Genomic DNA, 19,133 nt, shown 5'->3' with positions numbered 1-19,133 from the left:
CCCAGCTGTAAGTCGATTGCCTGATCGAAATGAAAAGGAGCTGCTATGACCCAAAATGGGGCAGCTCCATATAATGAAAATTGCGGGCTATGAACGTTTTTTACGCAGAAAAATCGGTTTGAGTCCAATAAAGCCGATGGCGGCGAGAATTAAATTTACCCAAGGTGAGATCCTGAATACTGGCAGTACACTGCGCAGCGCTAGTCCGGCGACAAGAATCACGACAACTAAAACAACATACATCAAGATGGATTTAAGATTCATCTGGGGCTTTACGGGGGCGGGGTTTGGATGTTGTATCTCCTCGCCTTCTTCGGGACGATCCATAAAATTCATCAGGGCTTCAACGAGTAGAATGGCTCCTGCGGCGATGATGATAAGGGTGGATAGGCTGATTTCTTCAAAGGGTTTGAGATCTCCGCCTGTAAAGGTGACAAACCATCCGATAATCGCCTGTGTCAAAAAAAACATGGACAAGGCAACCCATGCAATAAGCGTATAATTTTTTGCTTTATTCATTGCTTCCTCCTGCTTTATGAGCGTATTCCAAGCTGATGGAACCGCCATTTCGTAACAAAGACAGTATACGTGAGGAAGCGTCGGATGGCAAAAGACTTTATCTATAGCATGTATATTACCGTTGCATTCTCCTCAAACTGGATAGAGGGTGAGCACGTGGAGCAACCTGAATATAAACGTTGAGAGGATGTGGCATCATGAAACTGGAGAACCAGGCAGATTATTTAGTCCAAAAACGACTGGGAAACGCTTCGAATGGGAATAGCGGGGCGGCCTCGTCTACAAATGTGAGTCACCGGAGCGTTCAAGGAACATCTCCAACGTACCGTATAGTGGACGATATCGAAGTGGCTGAGGATACAGAATTTGCAGGTGAGCTAGGTGCACAGAACTACCGCAGCCTGTGGCATGAGGATGAACATAACGGCGACTCTTGTAAACTGCAGTGGGAAGGACGAACGGAGACCCACCAAATGTTCAGGAACAGCTACGAATAACGAATGTCACTTTAAATGTAGTGGATTCCCTCACATAAGTGTAGTATAGCGTTCTCCGGAATCGCATCGGGGAGCGCTATTTGTTTACTTTTTTAACGATGTGAACTGACAGGTTGACAAGGAAGCAGGGCGATGATAGACTGACTTTACTATAAAACTTATTAAACTTATCGGAATTAAAGTGAATAAATATCCTGGATGGATATTCCACGTTACTATATGAGTTCGAATTCATAAATGTGTAGTGAAGCTTGAAACAGGGGGAATCAGGATGGAACGGCAAATTGGAATTCGTTTTGAACATGAAGAGCTGGCCGCAACAATTCATTATCCAAACCGTACAAATGAGGGAGAGCGTCAGAGACGAGTTCCCCTCGTTGTTATATGTCACGGTTTTGTAGGCAATCGTATCGGCGTAGATCGATTATTCGTCAAGACTGCGCGTGAACTGGCCGAAGGGGGATATTTTGTCCTGCGCTTTGATTTTGCCGGTTGTGGGGAGAGCACAGGTGAATACGGCAAGCAGGGGCTTGAGTCCATGATTAATCAGACACGTACCGTATTGGATTACGCCGTCAATTGTGCGGACATTGACCCGACCAAGGTGACGCTGATCGGTCACAGTCTGGGGGGCGCGGTTGCTCTTCTCACAGCCGTACGGGACAAGAGAGTACAAAATCTGGTCCTTTGGTCAGCAGTGGGCTATCCGTTCAATGACATCGTCAAAATTACGGAGCGAAGCGTGTACGATGAGTCTGTTAAAACTGGTCATGCCGATTATTTGGGCTATAAGTTTACGCCTGCTTACTTTGAGTCGTTAGCTCAATTTCAGCCGTTCCAGGAGGCCGTTAAATTTAACGGGGATGTGCTCGTCATTCATGGAACCTCGGATGATATTATTCCTGTCGATTATGCATTTCTGTTTCAAAAGATATTCTGGATGCGTCCAGAGGGACGCTGTGATAAAGAGATTATTTTCCAGGGAGATCACACTTTCTCGTCAGGTAAAGAGCGGCAACGGCTCATTGATCGGACGCTTGAATGGCTGGATGAACAGGAAAATATTCAACGTGATTGGCAGCACTGGATGATCTGATTTCAGTGTGTAACGGATTGTATTGGAAATTGCGCCTCCGCCGGAGTAAAATGGAAGAGTAACACTATACTGGCGTGTGGAGGTTGGCAGCGATGACATTACCCTCAATTTTTGTTGCGCATGGTTCACCGACACTGGCTGTAGAAAATAACGCATATACCAGCTTTCTTGCAAAGCTGGGCGCGAGCCTGCCCCGACCCAAAGGAATTGTCATTTTTTCCGCGCATTGGGATAGCCCCGATCAATGTATTGGCGCGGATGATCAGCATGCAGCGTTGCACGATTTCTATGGCTTTCCTGAAGAAATGTACTCAATCGATTACCCTGCACCAGGCGATCCAAAGCTGTATGAGGAGATAGAGCATCTGTTCAGTCAGCATAACTTGTTCCACCAGCCGGTTCGGAACCGGGGACTGGATCATGGAGCATGGGTGGTTTTGCGGCATATATATCCTGATGCGGACATACCGGTCGTACCGTTATCTATTGATTCTCGGCGCGCTCCTCAAGAGCAATACGAGATTGGACGGATGCTGGCGCCGTTGCGAGAACAAGGGATTTTGATTATCGGTAGCGGCGGATTGGTCCACAACTTGCGGACACTCAAGCAGACGAGTGAGCCAGCCGATTGGGCCGTTCAATATGATGACTGGATTGCACAGCAGCTTCAAGACTGGAATTTACGTCACTTATTCCAATATGACAAGAAGGCTCCATATGCCAAACAAGCGGTACCTTCTTATGGAATAGAGCATTTTTCACCTTTGTTTTATGCGATGGGGGCTGCGGATCAGGAGCGCTCCGCGCATAAGCTTTTTCAGTCGTATGTCCTTGGCTCGCTGAGTCTCAATTGTTGGGCTTTTGGTCAAGAAAGTGATACGTAAATGTAAAAAAGAACTTCCGAATCCACATGCTGTGTGGGAATGGAAGTTCTTTTGTGTTTTTTGCGTCTTCGATTAATTAGAAGGCACGTTCTTTTTTAGCCAAGTGGATACCTGCGAAGTACGTTGATCTCCATTTTGATCCAACAGTGTCATAAATGCTTTCAGCTTTTGAATATAGGTGCTCTTCGAATCCATATTACGTTGAACGAACCATTGATACCCTTTTTTGGCATACGGATGAATCTTCCCGGTATCATGATCGAATAATGGCGTATTGTTCGTGCCGTAGAAAGTATAGAAAAAGTACAGATCGTGCAATTTTTTTATAGCTTGTGTACGATTGGAATGTGGATATTGGTTTAAAAACAATTCCTGTGCCAGCACTCGTCCGGCTAACTGTTGATAGCCGATACGGAGCGCGGCATCTTTGGTAGCAGCCTGTCCGGATTCCATCGACATGATGTCAATATAGCTGCGGATATCTGCCGTGGTGTGCTTCCCGAATACTTTATATTTTTCATAGTTGATGATTGGGTAATACATGCCTTCTGCGGTTTCAAGTTTGTAGCCGGCATCTCTTGTTTGAGTTAGCAACTTTTTCAGGTTCGCATCGCTTGTACGGCTGATTACATTTGTGAACGAATCACCGGGTTTATAGATTTGATTTATTTTGGTTTGAACAGAGGTCGGGTATAGGGTCTGTGCATAGGAATCCAATTGCTGGTTCTGTGCATTTTCCAGATGAAGCACCATGAGGGTAGCTTGAGAAGCTGGAATGGATTGAATATGCTTTTGCAAATAAGTGAATGCCTGAGATAGCTTGCCGGGTTGGCCTAGTAGCTGCTCGAAGGTCTTGGAGATATGTTGTACACTTTCTGCCTGAGATGTCGTAGTAGACGTCGCCGCTTGGGCTGATGCCGTATATCCCGATCCCATAGTCTGCACTGTGAAAGTTACTGCTGCGAGCATGAGATAGGCTTTGGTGATTTTTTTCATGATATAACCCTCCATTACGTTCTTTGATGTAACTGTAGTGTATAGGGTAAATGTATCGTGAGCATTCCATGTTGTATCCAACTTGTAAACGTTTGGGGAGGATAATGAATCCGATAAAAGAGTCCGAGTTAGGAGGAGCTAAAATCCTCCTTGTGAGCATAACAGCGCAAAAAAAATAACCATTATCCCGGAGGATAACGGTTATTTGGGGGATGTTTAAGCTATTTTTCGACTAGGGTCCGCTGGAAAGGTATCTTTATTTTTACCAAACAGTCCACGCAGGAAGGGCAGTACCCAACGGTCAAAGCCAATTCTTCCGGCATTTGCGCCAGCAACTACGAGGAAGATTTCAAACAGCAGGTAGATTGCATTGGTGCTTACTGTACCCGAGAACAGGAACGAGAAGTTCATAACCATGGCCATCAAAGCAGCCAGTGTAGTCAATGTACCGAGAAGCAGGCCAACCCCGACCAAGAACTCACCCAACGGGATCAGGACGTTGAACAAACCTACATTCGGCAGGGCAAAGGCTTCGAGGAACGATCCCCACCAGCCTTGTACAGCGGGATGGTCTCCACCTGTTTTAGCAATGGCCCCCGAGATAAATCCGCCTGCATCGAATCCACCTGTCAGCTTTTCAAGTCCGTGAGTCATCCATTCATAACCTAGATAAACCCGTACGACAGTCAGCAACCACATTGCGACTTTGTTCTCACGTAACCAGCTATTAAACATTCAAACCACTCCTCTTTCTTAATCTATAATGTTGGTTGTATTTCATTTTGTTGGGATGATCATCTTTGCTACACCTTTATTGTAGTAGGTTCAGTTACAGTTATTTGTGATAAAAATCACAAAGTATGAATATTTTTAAAATTTTAATGTCTTCAGATAAGTATTCTATAGAGAGGTCATGCTTCAATCAAGACAAAAACAGGAAATAAAGCTTATAATGAGAAAAATAACGAAGTGGAGGGATGAACTTGTCCGGGCCCATTTCCCAACGAAATCATTGGTTGCGTGTAATGGCCTCAGCTCTGTTATGCATGACGCTGATGTCTTGTTCTGCTATGTCCAATACGGGAGATACTGAACCCGTTCCTCAACCGACCAAGCATAAAACAGAGAAGGAGGCGCTTGAACCGCCGAAGGAGCAGTCTACTCCGGCATTTACAGCTCCGCTTACCGGTCTTCCGGTGGAGCAGCCAGTTTTGGAGCGACCGCTCGCTGTCATGATTAACAATGCTCCAGCAGCACGTCCGCAGGCAGGACTTAGTCAGGCAGATATGGTATATGAAGTTCTTGCAGAAGGCGGAATTACCCGTCTGGTCGCTTTTTTCCAAAGTCATGGCGGAGATGTAAAGGTTGGTCCGGTCCGTAGCATTCGTCCGTATTTGATTGAGCTGGGCGAAACTTATGGTGCGTTGCCGATACACGCAGGGGGAAGCACAGATGCCTATGCGATTTTACAGCAGCAGCGGAAGGAACATTTAGATGAGATTTCAAATGGAGGGGCATACTTCTGGCGAAGCAAAGATCGTCGTCCTCCGCATAATCTATACACGGACGTGAATAGACTGCGCAAAGGAAGCGATAGTAAAGGGTATGCTACGCATACGGACGTTCCAGTATATACTTACCTTAAATCCGGCGAAACCCCAGTTATGGTGGACGAGACTGCAACATCTTTACAAATCCGGTTTTTGCTTAAAAGCTACCGGGTATCTTATACCTATGATCCAGCGGATCAACAATATAAGCGTTTTGTGAACGAAAAGTCACATGTGGATCAAAATAATAACCAACAGCTCTCAGCAGCCAATGTCATTGTGATGAGCACCAGGCATCGAACGTTGGATGATGTAGGCAGATTAAGTGTTGAACTGGACGGCAGCGGAGAGGCCATGGTGTTTCAACAAGGACAGTTAATACAGGCTGAGTGGCAACATACGCCAGGTGATGCGATTCGTTTTATGAAGAATGGGGTTGAAATTCCGTTAACGCCAGGTACATCCTATATACATGTGGTGCCTGCAGATACACCACTAAAGGAACATGTAACCATAGAAGTGAATTAGAAAACGAATTACACCTTTTTAGGAAAAAATTGTCGGATAATGAGCTTATATGTCGGGCACTGTATACGTATATCATGAAATTTGCTTTTACAAACATTACAAAAACATTGATGAGTGTGATAAGATAGCAAAGGTTGTCTATTGCAGTCGAAACAGGTTGCGGATATTTTCGTAAAGGGGTAATCGTTATGAGATTGAAGAAAAAGGATATATTCTTCGAGACGTTGGAAAATATGGCAGATACGATCGTGCAAGCAGCCGATTATTTTGCCCAACATACTTCAAATCTTCAAGATGTGACTTTGTTTACAAATGAAATGAAGAAGTATGAAAATAAGTGTGATGATTACACACACACGATTATTACTGAACTGAACAAGACCTTCATTACGCCGTTGGAACGCGACGACATCATGGAACTGACAACAACCATGGATGATGTGTTGGACGGTCTTGAAGCGACGGCTTCCCGTTTTTATATGTACAACATTACGGAGCCGGACGAGTATATTGTGCAGTTCGCTGATATTCTGCGTCAATCAGCTTACGAAATTCAGAAAGCTGTACATCTGCTTTCACAGAAAAAATTGCTGGCCATTCGTGAATACACTATTCGTCTGAATGATTTGGAAAATCAGGGGGATGAATTGTTGCGTATTTGCATCAAAAACCTGTTTGCAACTGTAACTGACCCTATTGAACTGATTAAACGCAAAGAATTGTACGAACGCCTTGAAACGACAACGGATTCATGCGAGGATGTTGCAAATATGCTGGAATCCATCATTATGCGTAACTCGTAAGGAGTCCTTTTACATGGATACAAGTTTACTGGTATTGGGTATTGTTATTTTTCTTGCTCTGGCATTTGATTTTATTAATGGGTTTCATGATACGGCGAACGCGATTGCAACTTCGGTATCGACCCGTGCATTGACCCCGCGACGTGCGATTATTATGGCTGCGGTCATGAACTTTCTCGGGGCAATATTGTTTACAGGGGTTGCGAAGACGATTGGTGGAAGTGTGGCTGATCCAACCAAGCTTACGAATGGAATTGATATCGTCATTGCGACGCTGATCGCTGCGATTATCTGGAACCTCTTAACCTGGTGGTTCGGTATTCCTTCATCCTCTTCTCATGCATTGATTGGTGCATTGGCTGGAGCGGTGTATGTAGGTGCAGGATCGGAAAAATTAAACTGGAGCGGCTTCATCGGGATTGTCGAAGGACTTATTTTCTCCCCGTTGATTGCTTTTGTTGTCGGTTACATCGTGATGATGATTTTAAAATACATCTTCGCTCATCGTAGTCCGCATACGGTGAACAAAGGGTTCCGTACAATGCAGGTCATTACAGCAGCGCTTCAGTCGTTCACGCATGGTACGAATGATGCTCAAAAGGCGATGGGGATTATTACATTCGCACTCGTTTCGTCGGGGTATCAGGACCATTTGGAAGTACCCATGTGGGTAAAAATTTCAGCCGCAACAGCCATGGCGCTAGGTACATCTATCGGGGGCTGGAAAATCATCAAGACGATGGGAACCAAGATTTTTAAAATCGAGCCAATTAACGGATTTGCAGCCGACATTTCGGGAGCCTCTGTTATTTTCACAGCTACATTGCTTCATTTGCCCGTAAGTACCACTCATGCCATTACTTCGGCTATTTTGGGTGTGGGTTCTGCGAAGCGTTTTTCCGCTGTGCGTTGGTCGCTGGCCGGTCGAATTATTATTACTTGGGTGATAACGATACCGATTGCTGCGCTGTTATCTGGATTGATTTTCAAAATTCTTTTCTAGTTCGTTATTATTTCTTGAAAAATAGGTACACACTATAGAACACACAATAAGCTTCCGTCCGCTTTTTGCGGCAGGGGCTTATTGGCATTCTGGGGCAAAACGGCTTCTTCAAAGTTTACACCTCCAGATAGTTCCATGAAACGTTTTTCAAAAATACCTGACATCAAAGTAGTCAATTTTTAATAACTCCTGTAAAATAAACAGAAAACTTTGAACCGTTCAACTGACTGGAGGAAATTATGCAAAAATCTAGAAAACTAATAGCACTTATCATTTGTTTGTTTTTTGTGGTTGCCCTGGCCGGTAATTTCGGTGTAGTGGCACATGCAGAAAATAAAACAAAGTATGATATCGGCACGGATACAACGTTCGCGCCTTTTGAGTTTGAAGATGTAGATGGTAAATTCGTCGGAATTGATATGGATTTGCTGGCAGCTATTGCCAAGGATCAGAATTTTGAATATACCATTAAGCCTCTTGGCTTTAACGCGGCAGTGCAGGCCCTTGAAACGAATCAAGTGGATGGTGTCATTGCCGGGATGAGTATTACCGATGAACGCAAGCGGAAATTTGATTTTTCTGAGCCTTATTTTGATTCAGGCGTCGTCATGGCGGTCCGTAAGGATAATGATACGGTTAAACGCTATGAGGACTTGAAAGGGCAGCGTGTCGCTGTCAAAACAGGCACGGAAGGTTATACATTCGCAGAGTCCATTAAGGCCAAATACGGCTTTACTACAGTACCGTTCGACGATTCTTCTCAAATGTATGATGAAGTTAAAACAGGTAATTCGGTTGCCTGCTTTGATGACTATCCGGTACTGGCATACGGTGTAAACCAGAATAACGGCCTTAAGCTGGTAACAGATAAGGAAAAAGGTGCTTCTTACGGGTTTGCTGTTAACCAAGGCAAAAACAAGGAGTTGCTGGAGAAATTTAATGCAGGGCTTGTTAATCTGCGTAATAGCGGGGAATACGATAAGATTTTGGCTAAATACCTTGGCGAATCGGGCAAAGGTGTGGCGCCTGTAGAGACCAGCCGCTGGGGGCTGATTTCCGCTTCGCTGCCTTCGCTGATTAAAGGCATGGGAAATACGTTGTTGTACACACTTGTATCTTTACTCGTAGCCTTTATCCTAGGTTTGGTGTTTGGCTTTATGAAAGTAAGCCATAACAAGGTGTTCCGTGGTATTGCAACTGTTTTCGTCGATATATTCCGCGGTATTCCGCTGATCGTGCTTGCTTTCTTTATTTACTTTGGTATTCCACAGGCACTGGACTTCAAAATGCCACTTTTTGTTGCGGCTGTATTGACGCTATCCCTGAATGCGGGTGCGTATGTAACTGAGATTATCCGTGGTGGTATTCAGTCCATTGATCCGGGACAAATGGAAGCAGCCCGTTCGCTTGGTCTACCCTATCGGACGGCTATGCTTAAAATCATTTTGCCACAAGCTGTGAAAATCATGATCCCGTCGTTTATCAATCAGTTGGTTATTACGTTGAAGGATACGTCCATTTTGTCTGTTATCGGTCTGGTCGAATTGACCCAATCGGGTAAGATCATTATTGCGCGGACATTCCAATCCTTTGATATTTGGCTGGTAGTAGCGGTGATGTATCTTATCGTCATTACAGTCCTGACCAAAATTTCCAACCGTCTTGAAGGGAGAGTTCGCCGTGGGTAAAATTATCGTTAAAAACCTGAAAAAAAGCTATGGTAGTAATCAAGTGCTAAAAGGCATCGACATGCAAGTACGTGAAGGCGAAGTTGTGTGTGTCATTGGCCCCTCTGGTTCGGGGAAAAGTACGTTTTTGCGTTGTATGAACATGCTTGAAGAAATTACCGCAGGTGAGGTCATTGTCGATGACTACAACTTGAGTGACAAAAACGTGGATATTAACAAAGTTCGTGAAAATATAGGTATGGTATTTCAGCACTTCAATCTGTTTCCGCATATGACCGTGCTTAAGAACATTATGTTCGCGCCGACTGAACTGGGGAAGCAGTCCAAGGCAGAGGCCCGGGAAACGGCCATGAAGCTGCTGGATCGTGTGGGGTTGGCCGATAAGGCAGATGCACTGCCAGGACAGCTTTCCGGCGGTCAGAAGCAGCGTGTGGCGATTGCACGTGCGCTGGCCATGAACCCAGACATTATGCTGTTCGACGAGCCGACCTCGGCGCTCGATCCTGAAATGGTGGGCGAAGTGCTTGGCGTAATGAATGATCTGGCGCGTGAAGGCATGACGATGATGATCGTAACGCATGAGATGGGTTTTGCACGCGAAGTAAGCGACCGTGTTGTGTTTATGGACGGTGGTTACATCGTAGAAGAAGGAACGCCACAAGAGGTATTTGGTAATCCGAAAAACGAGCGGACCATTAGTTTCTTAGAAAAAGTATTGTAAGAGGATTAAAAGTGAGGCAGGGTTTGTGGATGTAGGCGGGGATCTCGTTGTAAGACGCTCCGCGTTCCATTTGATCTTTCGATCGCTGTTGCCCCTGAATTTTTTTGGATTGTATAACACATGAAAAGGTTAAAATACAGGGGCAAAGGCGAACGCTCCGCTTCTCCAGATTCAAATGGACCGCTACGCTACGGCTCGCTGATTGCCCTTTTCGTGCCATGAGCCTGCCTCACTTTTGAATGAGTGGGTGCAGGGGAAGAGGGCGCGACGCAGCTCGGTGCTTGCTGCGCCGAGGGGGATATAGCGAGGTAAGCATCCGACCGCTTTGTGGCTTATGATGTTTATTTTCATAAGTGAGAATTTTGCAAAATTCTGAAGTGGAAGGCTTGCTTTGAAGATAAGAACTGCTCTGCACGAGGATAAAGGATATCTTGGGACGGCTTGTTGACCCGGAGATATCCTTTTCTTATTTAGTGTATGGGAATGTAGAGCGTGAGATTTGTATAATGCTGATTGGCTTATATAAAATATAAATGACATATCAGACGGAAGTGTAAGCGAGGGGGACGTACGGTGATACGTACATTGGCTATAGGTCATGATCATCAGGTAACAGTGGGAAAACCATTGGATCAGATCGTCATGGAGGATTACATATGGATGTGGGTAGATTTTAGCGAGCCTACAGATCGCGAGACGGAGCTGCTGACGAGTTATTTTCATTTTCACCCATTGGCTGTGGAGGATTGTATGCATGTTCTGCAACGTCCCAAATTGGATTATTACGAGGATGTGCAGTTTCTGGTCGTGCATGCGCTTGATGCAGATACGTTAGCTGCGGAAGAAGTGGATATGTTTATTAGCAGTCGTTTTTTGGTTACATATCACCATCATGAGTTAGAGGAGCTGGATCAAGCCTGGGAGCGGATTGTCCAGCATGCGAATGAACGCAAAATATGGTCGCGAGGACCGCTGGCTGCAGCCTACACGGTGATGGACAAGCTGGTAGATAACTATTTTCCGAGCCTTTTTATGATTGAGGACGAATTGGCTGAGCTGGAGGGCTTGGGCGGTCGCGAATCCGTAGAGGAATTAATGAAGCAGGTGTTTGACCTGCGTGGCAGGCTGCTCAAGCTGCGCCGTACCATCGTACCTATGCGTGATCTGATGTACCGAGTTTTGAATTCACAGCATGTGCAGGGCCAAGGAGATCATATGGCTTATTTTACCGATATATATGATCATTTATTGAAGTTGACAGACATGCTGGAGGCCGACCGCGAGATGACAGCCGACCTGAGAGACAGTTATATATCGCTCAATTCCAACCGCATGAATTCAATTATGAAGACGCTAACCGTAATTACGACCGTTTTTATGCCCTTGACGCTGATTGCAGGAATCTATGGTATGAATTTTTCGAATATGCCCGAGTTGGGCTGGAAATATGGATATTTTGGCGTACTGTTCTTCATGTTTTTGTTGAGTGTTGCCATGGTGGTCTGGTTTATGCGCCGAGGCTGGTTCAAATAGTATAGTCTACTTTCTTGTGCGTTTGCGCGGACGTCTGCGCGGGGTAGTGCTACTTTTGCGCTGTGTCTTTTTCCGGCGTCGGCGTGGTGGTGTATATTCATCCAGTTCCTCAGTAATTTGTGTTGTAGATTTTTTGCTTGCGTTTTTGTTGAATGCTGGGAGCGAGCCCATAATCAGTTTTGCCATCGGAGCAAATTGCTGTACGCTAGACATGATCTTTTGTACCTTGCCGACCGTAGCAACAATCCCGTCAATACCGCCCATACGGTCAATAATACCTTTAATATCGTTGAGATTACCAAGATTGCCAAGGCCGCCTAGCAGTCCTCCTTTGGCAGGGGCGTGGTCTGGTGTAACCACGGCAGAGTCTGTTATACTCGCTGGCGCCTCGTAAGGAACCAGTGCGGAGGAATCGACTTGCGGAACCTCGCTGTATGGATCGAGTCCAGGATAAGGAGATGAACTATACGGATCGGAAATGGCACGCGTTTGCGCCCTCCGATGATAGTAATGTCCAGGCATGAGATCACATTCCTTTGCAGGTTGATACTCTACTGTATGTTACAAACGCACAGTGGGTTTAGGCGCGTGTCCCGAAATCAGGTATAAAAGCGGATTTGGGCATTCGTACGGTATGTTTCTATGATCATAATGTTGTTCTGTAATGCGTGAAACCGTTAATGCTTGAAAAACTGACTATTCCTCAGGTACAATGAGGAGAGATCGTAACCTTGGGAGATGATAATCCATGCAGCTTAAAAAGCTTAATGATAAAAGTATTGATCAATTGTTCGAAGCTATTTTAACTCTTAAAAATTTGGAAGAATGCTATGTGTTTTTTGATGATCTGTGCACGATTAACGAAATTCAATCCCTCTCCCAACGTCTGGAGGTTGCCCGTATGCTAGGCAAAGGCAGCACATATAATCAGATTGAAGCAGAGACAGGAGCCAGTACAGCTACCATTTCACGTGTTAAACGTTGCCTGAACTACGGTAATGACGGGTACAAAATGACTCTGGAACGTCTGGGACGCTAATGCGGAGCCCTGGGATACTGGTCATCAGCCATGGCTCTAGGGAGCCATATTGGGTAGAACAGGTGGATCAGGCAGTTGCAAAGCTTCATTTGCCGGAAGAAATACCGGTAGAGGTTTCATTTTTGGAAACGGTTAAAGAAAGATTGATTCAAAATGGTATTGACCGTCTGGAAGCCTTGGGTGTAACAGATATATTGGTTATTCCTTTGTTTGTGTCATCAGGTAGTACGCATGTAGATGAGATTAGCTATGCGCTGGGTGTCAAAGATGCGCCGGACAAAGAAACAGATTTGGAGCCGTTTCGATTGAAAGCGCGAGTGCATTTTGGTAGCCCGCTGGATGACGGAGAAGATGTTGCTCACATGGTGTGGGACAAGGTTCGCCCGCTATCAGCCGACCCTGCGAGAGAGGTTATTTTACTCGTAGGTCACGGCAGTGTGCATAACGGCTTTTTTCAGCGCTGGGAGCAGGGGATTTCTTCGTTGGCCCGTACGGTGCAAAACGTGAGTGGTATCATCACGGACTACGCTTTGCTAAATCCCGAGAGTGTGTACGACAAGGCAGCGTACTGGAATCAGGAGCGGGGTCATGATGTTATTGTGGCGCCGTTATTTTTGAGTTCGGGATATTTTACAAGTCGTATGATTCCTAAACGCTTGCAGGGGCTCGAATACCGTTATTCGGGAGATCCTTTATTGCCGCATCCTTTGCTCACAAGCTGGATGGACAGGCAAATTCATGAATTATTGCAAAGCATGCAGAAGCAAGCGAGGTCAAGTAATAGATAGTCTGGTTCGGCTATAACGTCATTTCAGCCTTAAATTTCCTTATTTGGGCAAAGTCTGGCTTCTTTTATTGTAAAAGAGGTCTTTTTCCAGTATGATGATATTTTGTACAGACTGAATATGATGAACTGCGATGTGAATATAAATATCATTAAATATACGGGTGGCGTAACGGAATGAAAAGAGCTAGATTAATCTATAATCCGACCTCTGGGCGTGAGGAAATGAAGCGTCGTCTTGCGGATGTTTTGCAGCGCCTGGATGAAGGTGGTATTGAAGCCTCTTGCCATGCAACTACGGGTGAAGGGGACGCAACACGTGCCGCAATAGAGGCCATTGAGCGTGGGTATGACATGATTATCGCCGCTGGTGGCGACGGTACATTGTATGAGGTCATTAACGGGATGGCTGAAAGAGAAAACCGCCCGCCCCTAGGTGTGTTTCCTCTGGGGACGACGAATGATTTCGCCAGAGCACTGGGCATCCCCAAGCACTGGGAGGATTATTGCGACCTCGTTATTCGTCAAAATCCGAAGCCACTGGATATCGGAAAAGCGAACGACCGCTACTTTATCAACATTGCAGGCGGGGGAACTTTAACCGAGCTTACGTATGAAGTTCCGAGCAAGCTCAAAACGATGATTGGCCAGTTGGCGTACTATTTTAAAGGTATGGAGAAAATGGTCAGCCTTGCTCCACAGGAGCTGATCATCAAGGCATCGGGTCAGGAAGTGATCCACGACGAATTTATGCTTTTCCTGATTGCGAATACGAATTCGGTGGGCGGGTTTGAAAAGCTTGCTCCTGGGGCGACAATAGATGATGGACTGCTTGACGTCATCGCTGTGCGGAAATGCAATCTGGCGGAAATGATCCGATTGGTAACACTCGCGCTACGTGGTGAGCATTTGCAGGACAAGAAGATTGTTTATTTCAAAACAGATTACATGGAAGTGACCTCACCCGGCTATGTCCAGCTTAATCTGGATGGCGAACTGGGGGGCACTTTGCCAGCGACCTTCCGGAATTTACCTCATCATTTGAATGTTTTCCGGTGAGGAATGATGAGGAAATATTTCTGCTTCCGGACGGCAACGCAATATAGTATATGGAATGCAGAGTAGGTAGTTGTTTTTTTGTGTGAGCATATTGGTTCTTGCCGTTCTCCGTGGGGAGTAACGGCATTTTCGAGTTGATGTTTGTATGTTTAGATGACCATTCAAATTAGACGTACGAAAGAAAATACCGCATAAAAAGAAGATCAGAAAGAAGTGACATTCATGACGAATAACCGTAGCGGACGTGGAAAAAGCCGCCGGAATGCAGCAACAGCAACTCCTGTTCAAGGAAAGCAGTACAAAAAGACTATGAAGGCGACAAGAGAGAGCGAACCGGAACAGTCTCAAGTCAGAGCTGAAAATGGGCTACTTCAAGCCGAAATCAAACATAAAAATGGAAATGTGAATGAAAATATGAATGATTCGGATCGGAAGAAGAGAAAGAACGGACGAGATACTCGTCGTTCTTCCAACGGTGGACGAAGTCAGGAAGCTTCCAATCGTAACCGGTCTAGTGTAGAGCGTAGCGATCTGCCTGTACAAAAGAACGATGAGGCCGTGATAGACATCATCGGCATGAACCACGATGGCGAGGGTGTAGGACGTGTCGAGGGTTTTACGCTGTTCGTTCCAGGTGCGTTACCGGGTGAAAAGGTGCGAGTAAAGGTGCTGAAAACGAAAAAGCAGTATGGCTATGCCAAGCTGCTGGATATCGCGCAGGCTAGCCCCGACCGGATTGCAGCTCCGTGCGCTATCTACGATCAATGCGGTGGCTGCCAGATCCAGCATATGAGCTACGAAGCGCAGCTCAGCTGGAAACGCCAGCATGTCGTGGATGTGCTGGAGCGTATCGGGAAGCTGAGTGTGGCTACAGAGCCCAGTGAGCATACTGCACAGGTTTTGGCTACTTCTGCAGATACAGATGGTGAGGCCGATACAGTCACGACTTCTGATTCGGCCATGAATGCGGATGGAAATGCCGACAGCATATCGCGTGTACATGGCGTAGTCGTGCATCCTACACTCGGTATGAGTGAGCCTTGGCGATATCGCAACAAAGCCCAGGTGCCGATTGGTGTCACAGAGGGCGGGCTTGTCGGTGGCTTCTACGCACGTGGCAGCCATCGGATTGTGGATATGAACACCTGTCTCATTCAGGACGAGCGTAATGACGAAGTTGTCGCACGTGTGAAAGAGATTGGCCGAATGCTGGGCATCAGTGCATATAATGAAGAAACCGGACGTGGGCTACTGCGCCATGTCGTTGTAAAGACCGCTTTTCGCACGGGTGAAATGATGCTGGTGCTCGTCACGAATGGACGAGATATTCCGCATGCAGATGCGTGGATCGGCAGTATCCGTGAGCATATTCCACACGTGGCAAGCATATGCCAGAACGTGAATACAAAGCGAACGAACGTTATTTTTGGCGACGAGACTCGTGTACTGTGGGGTCGTGACGTGATCTACGACTACATTGGAAACGTACAGTTTGCGATTTCCCCAAGATCCTTTTATCAGGTGAATCCCGTACAAACGGAAGTGCTGTATGGCAAAACCGTCGAATATGCCGGGCTCACAGGCAAAGAAACGGTGATTGATGCGTATTGCGGCATCGGTACGATTTCTCTGTTCCTCGCTCAGCATGCGGACCAGGTGTATGGGGTGGAGATCGTCAAGGAAGCCATCGACGATGCACGGAGTAATGCGCTGTTGAACGAAATGCGCAATGTGAAATTTGAGGTAGGCGCGTCCGAGGACGTCATTCCTGCGTGGAAAGAGCAAGGCATCACCGCCGACGTTATCGTCGTCGATCCGCCCCGTAAGGGCTGTGATCCACGCCTGCTCGACACCATTCTGGAGATGAAGCCAGAGCGCGTGGTGTACGTATCCTGTAACCCAAGCACACTGGCGCGGGATTTAAGGATATTGGAGGATGGCGGGTATAGTACTGTGGAAGTGCAACCCGTAGATATGTTTCCGCATACGGTGCATGTGGAGTGCTGTTCACTATTGGTCAGAAAGGACTAATAGTTGAGGTGTATTGGCGTTTGAAAAAGGTAAAAATCAAAACAAACTTACTGATAAAAACATCAATAAGATTATCGAAACGTACCGAAATCGTGTAGATGTTGATAAATATGCTCACGTGGCACTTGAAGAAATCAAAGAAAACGAGTTTAACTTAAATATTCCTCGCTACGTGGATACGTTTGAAGAAGAGCAAGTCATTAACCTTGCCGAAGTGAGTAAGCTTTTAGAGCAAGATAAACAAGAAATCGCTGAACTTGAAGCCAAAATCAATGAACAGCTGAAAATTTTGGGTATTCATGTGTAGAAATTGACGAAGTGGGCCAAGGATATTATTTCTTGGCTTTTTTTAGCTATTTCGCATGGGAACGGCATAGGCTGGGGGAAGTAATGCCGTGCAGTATTTCTATGAACTGCGGCGCAGTACGTTATAGAAGATGGCAAGGAGGGGCGGGCGCTCTTCCTTTTTTTGCGAGTCTTTTGGGGAGTATGCTCCTCTATTGAGTATGATATACTCATTTAGATGTCTATGCTAACATATACTGCCGTTTGAACTACGTTGCTTAAACATGTTATATGTGAAGAAGAAGCAAGGACATGAACAGGTTAGCTTTACCATTTTGGGACCAAAGATTTGTCCTGGTATTTATAGAGGAGTTTTTGATATGACGAATAATTTTTGGCGTGATTTGCCACGACCTTTTTTTATACTGGCACCGATGGAAGATGTGACGGATGTTGTGTTTCGCCATGTCGTAAGTGAAGCAGCCAGACCGGATGTGTTTTTTACGGAGTTTGCGAATACAGAGAGTTATTGTCACCCGGAGGGGAACAAAAGTGTACGCGGGCGTTTGACTTTTACAGAGGATGAACAGCCCATGGTGGCCCATATCTGGGGAGATAAGCCGGAATATTTTCGTGAAATGAGCATCGGTATGGCGAAAGAAGGCTTCAAAGGCATCGATATTAATATGGGTTGTCCTGTAGCGAATGTAGCCGAGAATGGGAAGGGAAGCGGCCTGATCTGCCGTCCCGAAATCGCAGCGGATATCGTTCAGGCCGCCAAAGCCGGGGGACTGCCCGTCAGTGTAAAAACAAGGCTCGGTTTCACTACCGTAGACGAATGGCGCGACTGGTTGACCCATATTTTGAAACAAGACATTGTGAATTTGTCCATTCATCTGCGGACAAGAGAGGAAATGAGTAAAGTAGACGCTCACTGGGAACTAATTCCGGAGATTAAGAAACTTCGTGATGAGGTGGCACCAGATACACTGCTGACCATTAACGGAGATATTCCGGACCGTCAGACCGGCTTGAAGCTCGTTGAGCAATATGGTGTGGATGGCATTATGATTGGGCGTGGTATTTTCCAGAATCCATTTGCGTTTGAGAAGGAGCCGAAGGAACACAGCAGTGAGGAATTGCTTGAACTGCTACGGCTTCATCTAGATCTCCATGATCATTATTCAGCGCAGGAGCCACGTTCGTTCAGCCCTCTCGCCCGCTTCTTCAAAATATATGTCCGTGGATTCCGAGGGGCAAGTGAACTCAGAAACAGCTTAATGAACGCCAAATCAACAAGTGAAGTGCGTACATTGCTTGATGAGTTTGGAAGCAAGGATCATGATGAGGTAGAGGAACGTGGAAATTAAATTGCCAAGTTGGGAGACGGGCTGTTAGTAGGCATTGAAAACATAGGAGGATATATGTCCTGGAGTAAATTGAAGCAACAACTGGAGAGCTTCCGCTGTCCTGCGTTAGACGGAAGAGTCGAATACCGAGCGACCAGTTACCGTTATTTGCCTGATAAGTCTGGAATCTGTTATATAACTGTAGATAAGAAGAACATACTCAATATGAATGATATCACTAGTTCGATCAAATGGTATCAGACGGAGTTGGAAATCAAGAATGATCCAGATATCCAAGTTCCTATCAGCAATGAAGACATTGAAACGGTCAGAAAAGATACTAATGGGAACGTTCCCGAGGAGCGTCTACAAGTAATTGCAAGAGGTAGAAAAATATCAGAACATGCAAAGGAGCTTTTCTCAGCACAGGCCTCATTAAGCAAGTCTAATTTTAATGTTGTAGCTAATAAATTTTTAACTACTTCTATAGAGGAAAGCTTAGAGAGTAATGATATCTTATTGAATATTTTAGCTTTAGTGGACAGACGAGTTGGAAAAAAACGAATATTAAACATGACCGAGAAGATGAAGTTAAAGCATCCCATTGTGCAGTATTTTTATGAACTACGGCGTAGTACGTTATGAAAATAAATAACTTTCATTGATGGGGGCACGTCGTGTCAGGATTAAGTGCTGTTCATTGTTGCTGCATTGCACATTGGCAAATAATTTGGATGTCTGGGAAAACAGCAAAGAGGGGCGGTGTGC

21 protein-coding genes are annotated in these 19,133 nt (G+C 45.7%); 16 read left to right on the top strand and 5 right to left on the bottom strand.

The window, feature by feature from the left end:
* Positions 1 to 87: 87 nt before the first annotated feature.
* Complete coding sequence (locus ACWA2B_RS20380; RefSeq protein WP_029517130.1) at positions 88 to 519, bottom strand: hypothetical protein; 432 nt, start codon at positions 517 to 519, stop codon at positions 88 to 90.
* Between the two features lie 197 nt (positions 520 to 716).
* On the opposite strand from ACWA2B_RS20380, the gene ACWA2B_RS20375 reads away from it, so the two are divergent.
* From ACWA2B_RS20375 to ACWA2B_RS20365, 3 genes are all read left to right on the top strand, one after another.
* On the top strand, positions 717 to 1,016 hold the full coding sequence (locus ACWA2B_RS20375) for a hypothetical protein (RefSeq protein WP_029517129.1): 300 nt from the start codon (positions 717 to 719) through the stop codon (positions 1,014 to 1,016).
* Between the two features lie 271 nt (positions 1,017 to 1,287).
* Positions 1,288 to 2,112 carry an alpha/beta hydrolase gene (locus ACWA2B_RS20370; RefSeq protein WP_029517128.1) on the top strand — a complete coding sequence of 275 codons (825 nt, stop codon included), beginning with the start codon at positions 1,288 to 1,290 and terminating at the stop codon, positions 2,110 to 2,112.
* 92 nt (positions 2,113 to 2,204) lie between these two features.
* Positions 2,205 to 2,996, top strand: a complete 792-nt coding sequence (locus tag ACWA2B_RS20365) for a dioxygenase family protein (RefSeq protein WP_029517127.1) — start codon at positions 2,205 to 2,207, stop codon at positions 2,994 to 2,996.
* A 72-nt stretch (positions 2,997 to 3,068) separates the two neighbouring features.
* Here ACWA2B_RS20365 and ACWA2B_RS20360 read toward each other — a convergent pair whose 3' ends face one another.
* Together ACWA2B_RS20360 and ACWA2B_RS20355 are read right to left on the bottom strand one after the other, a co-directional pair.
* Positions 3,069 to 3,992, bottom strand: a complete 924-nt coding sequence (locus tag ACWA2B_RS20360; protein WP_029517126.1) for a hypothetical protein — start codon at positions 3,990 to 3,992, stop codon at positions 3,069 to 3,071.
* Between the two features lie 216 nt (positions 3,993 to 4,208).
* Positions 4,209 to 4,727 carry a DoxX family membrane protein gene (locus ACWA2B_RS20355; RefSeq protein ID WP_029517125.1) on the bottom strand — a complete coding sequence of 173 codons (519 nt, stop codon included), beginning with the start codon at positions 4,725 to 4,727 and terminating at the stop codon, positions 4,209 to 4,211.
* 248 nt (positions 4,728 to 4,975) lie between these two features.
* On the opposite strand from ACWA2B_RS20355, the gene ACWA2B_RS20350 reads away from it, so the two are divergent.
* From ACWA2B_RS20350 to ACWA2B_RS20340, 3 genes are all read left to right on the top strand, one after another.
* The gene (locus ACWA2B_RS20350) at positions 4,976 to 6,070 is read left to right on the top strand and encodes a DUF3048 domain-containing protein (protein WP_165149957.1); all 1,095 of its coding nucleotides are present in this window, start codon (positions 4,976 to 4,978) and stop codon (positions 6,068 to 6,070) included.
* A gap of 188 nt (positions 6,071 to 6,258) precedes the next feature.
* On the top strand, positions 6,259 to 6,873 hold the full coding sequence (locus ACWA2B_RS20345; RefSeq protein WP_007428879.1) for a DUF47 domain-containing protein: 615 nt from the start codon (positions 6,259 to 6,261) through the stop codon (positions 6,871 to 6,873).
* Positions 6,874 to 6,886: 13 nt separating this feature from the next.
* Positions 6,887 to 7,876 carry an inorganic phosphate transporter gene (locus tag ACWA2B_RS20340; protein WP_029517123.1) on the top strand — a complete coding sequence of 330 codons (990 nt, stop codon included), beginning with the start codon at positions 6,887 to 6,889 and terminating at the stop codon, positions 7,874 to 7,876.
* A gap of 32 nt (positions 7,877 to 7,908) precedes the next feature.
* Here the strand turns inward: ACWA2B_RS20340 and ACWA2B_RS20335 are convergent, their stop codons facing one another.
* Positions 7,909 to 8,052, bottom strand: a complete 144-nt coding sequence (locus ACWA2B_RS20335; protein ID WP_155271710.1) for a hypothetical protein — start codon at positions 8,050 to 8,052, stop codon at positions 7,909 to 7,911.
* 63 nt (positions 8,053 to 8,115) lie between these two features.
* Here ACWA2B_RS20335 and ACWA2B_RS20330 point away from each other — a divergent pair, with 63 nt between their 5' ends.
* The 3 genes from ACWA2B_RS20330 to corA all read left to right on the top strand — a co-directional run bounded on the left by ACWA2B_RS20330 (position 8,116) and on the right by corA (position 11,818).
* Complete coding sequence (locus ACWA2B_RS20330) at positions 8,116 to 9,564, top strand: amino acid ABC transporter substrate-binding protein/permease (protein ID WP_029517122.1); 1,449 nt, start codon at positions 8,116 to 8,118, stop codon at positions 9,562 to 9,564.
* Entirely contained in the window at positions 9,557 to 10,285 is a 729-nt protein-coding gene (locus tag ACWA2B_RS20325; protein WP_029517121.1) for an amino acid ABC transporter ATP-binding protein, read from the top strand. The genes ACWA2B_RS20330 and ACWA2B_RS20325 overlap by 8 nt, the downstream gene beginning before the upstream one ends.
* 573 nt (positions 10,286 to 10,858) lie before the next feature.
* Complete coding sequence (corA, locus tag ACWA2B_RS20320) at positions 10,859 to 11,818, top strand: magnesium/cobalt transporter CorA (protein ID WP_069012880.1); 960 nt, start codon at positions 10,859 to 10,861, stop codon at positions 11,816 to 11,818.
* 6 nt (positions 11,819 to 11,824) lie between these two features.
* On the opposite strand, the gene ACWA2B_RS20315 is transcribed toward corA, so the two are convergent.
* Positions 11,825 to 12,340, bottom strand: a complete 516-nt coding sequence (locus tag ACWA2B_RS20315) for a tyrosine protein kinase (RefSeq protein WP_342434855.1) — start codon at positions 12,338 to 12,340, stop codon at positions 11,825 to 11,827.
* A 226-nt stretch (positions 12,341 to 12,566) separates the two neighbouring features.
* Here ACWA2B_RS20315 and ACWA2B_RS20310 point away from each other — a divergent pair, with 226 nt between their 5' ends.
* The 7 genes from ACWA2B_RS20310 to ACWA2B_RS20280 all read left to right on the top strand — a co-directional run bounded on the left by ACWA2B_RS20310 (position 12,567) and on the right by ACWA2B_RS20280 (position 19,010).
* Positions 12,567 to 12,857, top strand: coding sequence for a YerC/YecD family TrpR-related protein (locus tag ACWA2B_RS20310; protein WP_007428885.1), 291 nt, complete (start codon positions 12,567 to 12,569; stop codon positions 12,855 to 12,857).
* Positions 12,857 to 13,645, top strand: coding sequence for a sirohydrochlorin chelatase (locus tag ACWA2B_RS20305; RefSeq protein ID WP_069012882.1), 789 nt, complete (start codon positions 12,857 to 12,859; stop codon positions 13,643 to 13,645). The genes ACWA2B_RS20310 and ACWA2B_RS20305 overlap by 1 nt, the downstream gene beginning before the upstream one ends.
* Positions 13,646 to 13,818: 173 nt before the next feature.
* Complete coding sequence (locus ACWA2B_RS20300; protein ID WP_013308843.1) at positions 13,819 to 14,700, top strand: diacylglycerol kinase; 882 nt, start codon at positions 13,819 to 13,821, stop codon at positions 14,698 to 14,700.
* Positions 14,701 to 14,922: 222 nt separating this feature from the next.
* Positions 14,923 to 16,731, top strand: coding sequence for a 23S rRNA (uracil(1939)-C(5))-methyltransferase RlmD (gene rlmD / locus ACWA2B_RS20295; protein ID WP_449292576.1), 1,809 nt, complete (start codon positions 14,923 to 14,925; stop codon positions 16,729 to 16,731).
* A gap of 13 nt (positions 16,732 to 16,744) precedes the next feature.
* Positions 16,745 to 17,038: an N-6 DNA methylase gene (locus ACWA2B_RS20290; RefSeq protein ID WP_449292575.1), complete on the top strand. Its 294-nt coding sequence runs from the start codon at positions 16,745 to 16,747 to the stop codon at positions 17,036 to 17,038.
* A 358-nt stretch (positions 17,039 to 17,396) separates the two neighbouring features.
* Positions 17,397 to 18,386 carry a tRNA dihydrouridine synthase gene (locus ACWA2B_RS20285; protein WP_449292574.1) on the top strand — a complete coding sequence of 330 codons (990 nt, stop codon included), beginning with the start codon at positions 17,397 to 17,399 and terminating at the stop codon, positions 18,384 to 18,386.
* Between the two features lie 54 nt (positions 18,387 to 18,440).
* Entirely contained in the window at positions 18,441 to 19,010 is a 570-nt protein-coding gene (locus tag ACWA2B_RS20280; protein ID WP_340884425.1) for an SF0329 family protein, read from the top strand.
* Positions 19,011 to 19,133 lie beyond the last annotated feature (123 nt).

The organism is Paenibacillus sp. CMM36, assembly GCF_053570945.1.
The sequence above is the reverse complement of the archived record's forward strand: the minus strand, read 5'-3'. Positions and strand labels throughout refer to the sequence as shown.

What these genes read in the sequence shown, in the direction of transcription:
- ACWA2B_RS20375 (WP_029517129.1), top strand. Translation starts at nt 717, where the DNA reads ATGAAACTGGAGAACCAGGCAGATTATTTAGTCCAAAAACGACTGGGA.
- ACWA2B_RS20365 (WP_029517127.1), top strand. Translation starts at nt 2,205, where the DNA reads ATGACATTACCCTCAATTTTTGTTGCGCATGGTTCACCGACACTGGCT.
- ACWA2B_RS20285 (WP_449292574.1), top strand. Translation starts at nt 17,397, where the DNA reads ATGACGAATAATTTTTGGCGTGATTTGCCACGACCTTTTTTTATACTG.
- ACWA2B_RS20280 (WP_340884425.1), top strand. Translation starts at nt 18,441, where the DNA reads ATGTCCTGGAGTAAATTGAAGCAACAACTGGAGAGCTTCCGCTGTCCT.
- ACWA2B_RS20310 (WP_007428885.1), top strand. Translation starts at nt 12,567, where the DNA reads ATGCAGCTTAAAAAGCTTAATGATAAAAGTATTGATCAATTGTTCGAA.
- ACWA2B_RS20305 (WP_069012882.1), top strand. Translation starts at nt 12,857, where the DNA reads ATGCGGAGCCCTGGGATACTGGTCATCAGCCATGGCTCTAGGGAGCCA.
- ACWA2B_RS20370 (WP_029517128.1), top strand. Translation starts at nt 1,288, where the DNA reads ATGGAACGGCAAATTGGAATTCGTTTTGAACATGAAGAGCTGGCCGCA.
- ACWA2B_RS20360 (WP_029517126.1), bottom strand. Translation starts at nt 3,992, where the DNA reads ATGAAAAAAATCACCAAAGCCTATCTCATGCTCGCAGCAGTAACTTTC.
- ACWA2B_RS20330 (WP_029517122.1), top strand. Translation starts at nt 8,116, where the DNA reads ATGCAAAAATCTAGAAAACTAATAGCACTTATCATTTGTTTGTTTTTT.
- ACWA2B_RS20315 (WP_342434855.1), bottom strand. Translation starts at nt 12,340, where the DNA reads ATGCCTGGACATTACTATCATCGGAGGGCGCAAACGCGTGCCATTTCC.
- ACWA2B_RS20340 (WP_029517123.1), top strand. Translation starts at nt 6,887, where the DNA reads ATGGATACAAGTTTACTGGTATTGGGTATTGTTATTTTTCTTGCTCTG.
- ACWA2B_RS20300 (WP_013308843.1), top strand. Translation starts at nt 13,819, where the DNA reads ATGAAAAGAGCTAGATTAATCTATAATCCGACCTCTGGGCGTGAGGAA.
- rlmD (WP_449292576.1), top strand. Translation starts at nt 14,923, where the DNA reads ATGACGAATAACCGTAGCGGACGTGGAAAAAGCCGCCGGAATGCAGCA.
- ACWA2B_RS20355 (WP_029517125.1), bottom strand. Translation starts at nt 4,727, where the DNA reads ATGTTTAATAGCTGGTTACGTGAGAACAAAGTCGCAATGTGGTTGCTG.
- ACWA2B_RS20345 (WP_007428879.1), top strand. Translation starts at nt 6,259, where the DNA reads ATGAGATTGAAGAAAAAGGATATATTCTTCGAGACGTTGGAAAATATG.
- ACWA2B_RS20380 (WP_029517130.1), bottom strand. Translation starts at nt 519, where the DNA reads ATGAATAAAGCAAAAAATTATACGCTTATTGCATGGGTTGCCTTGTCC.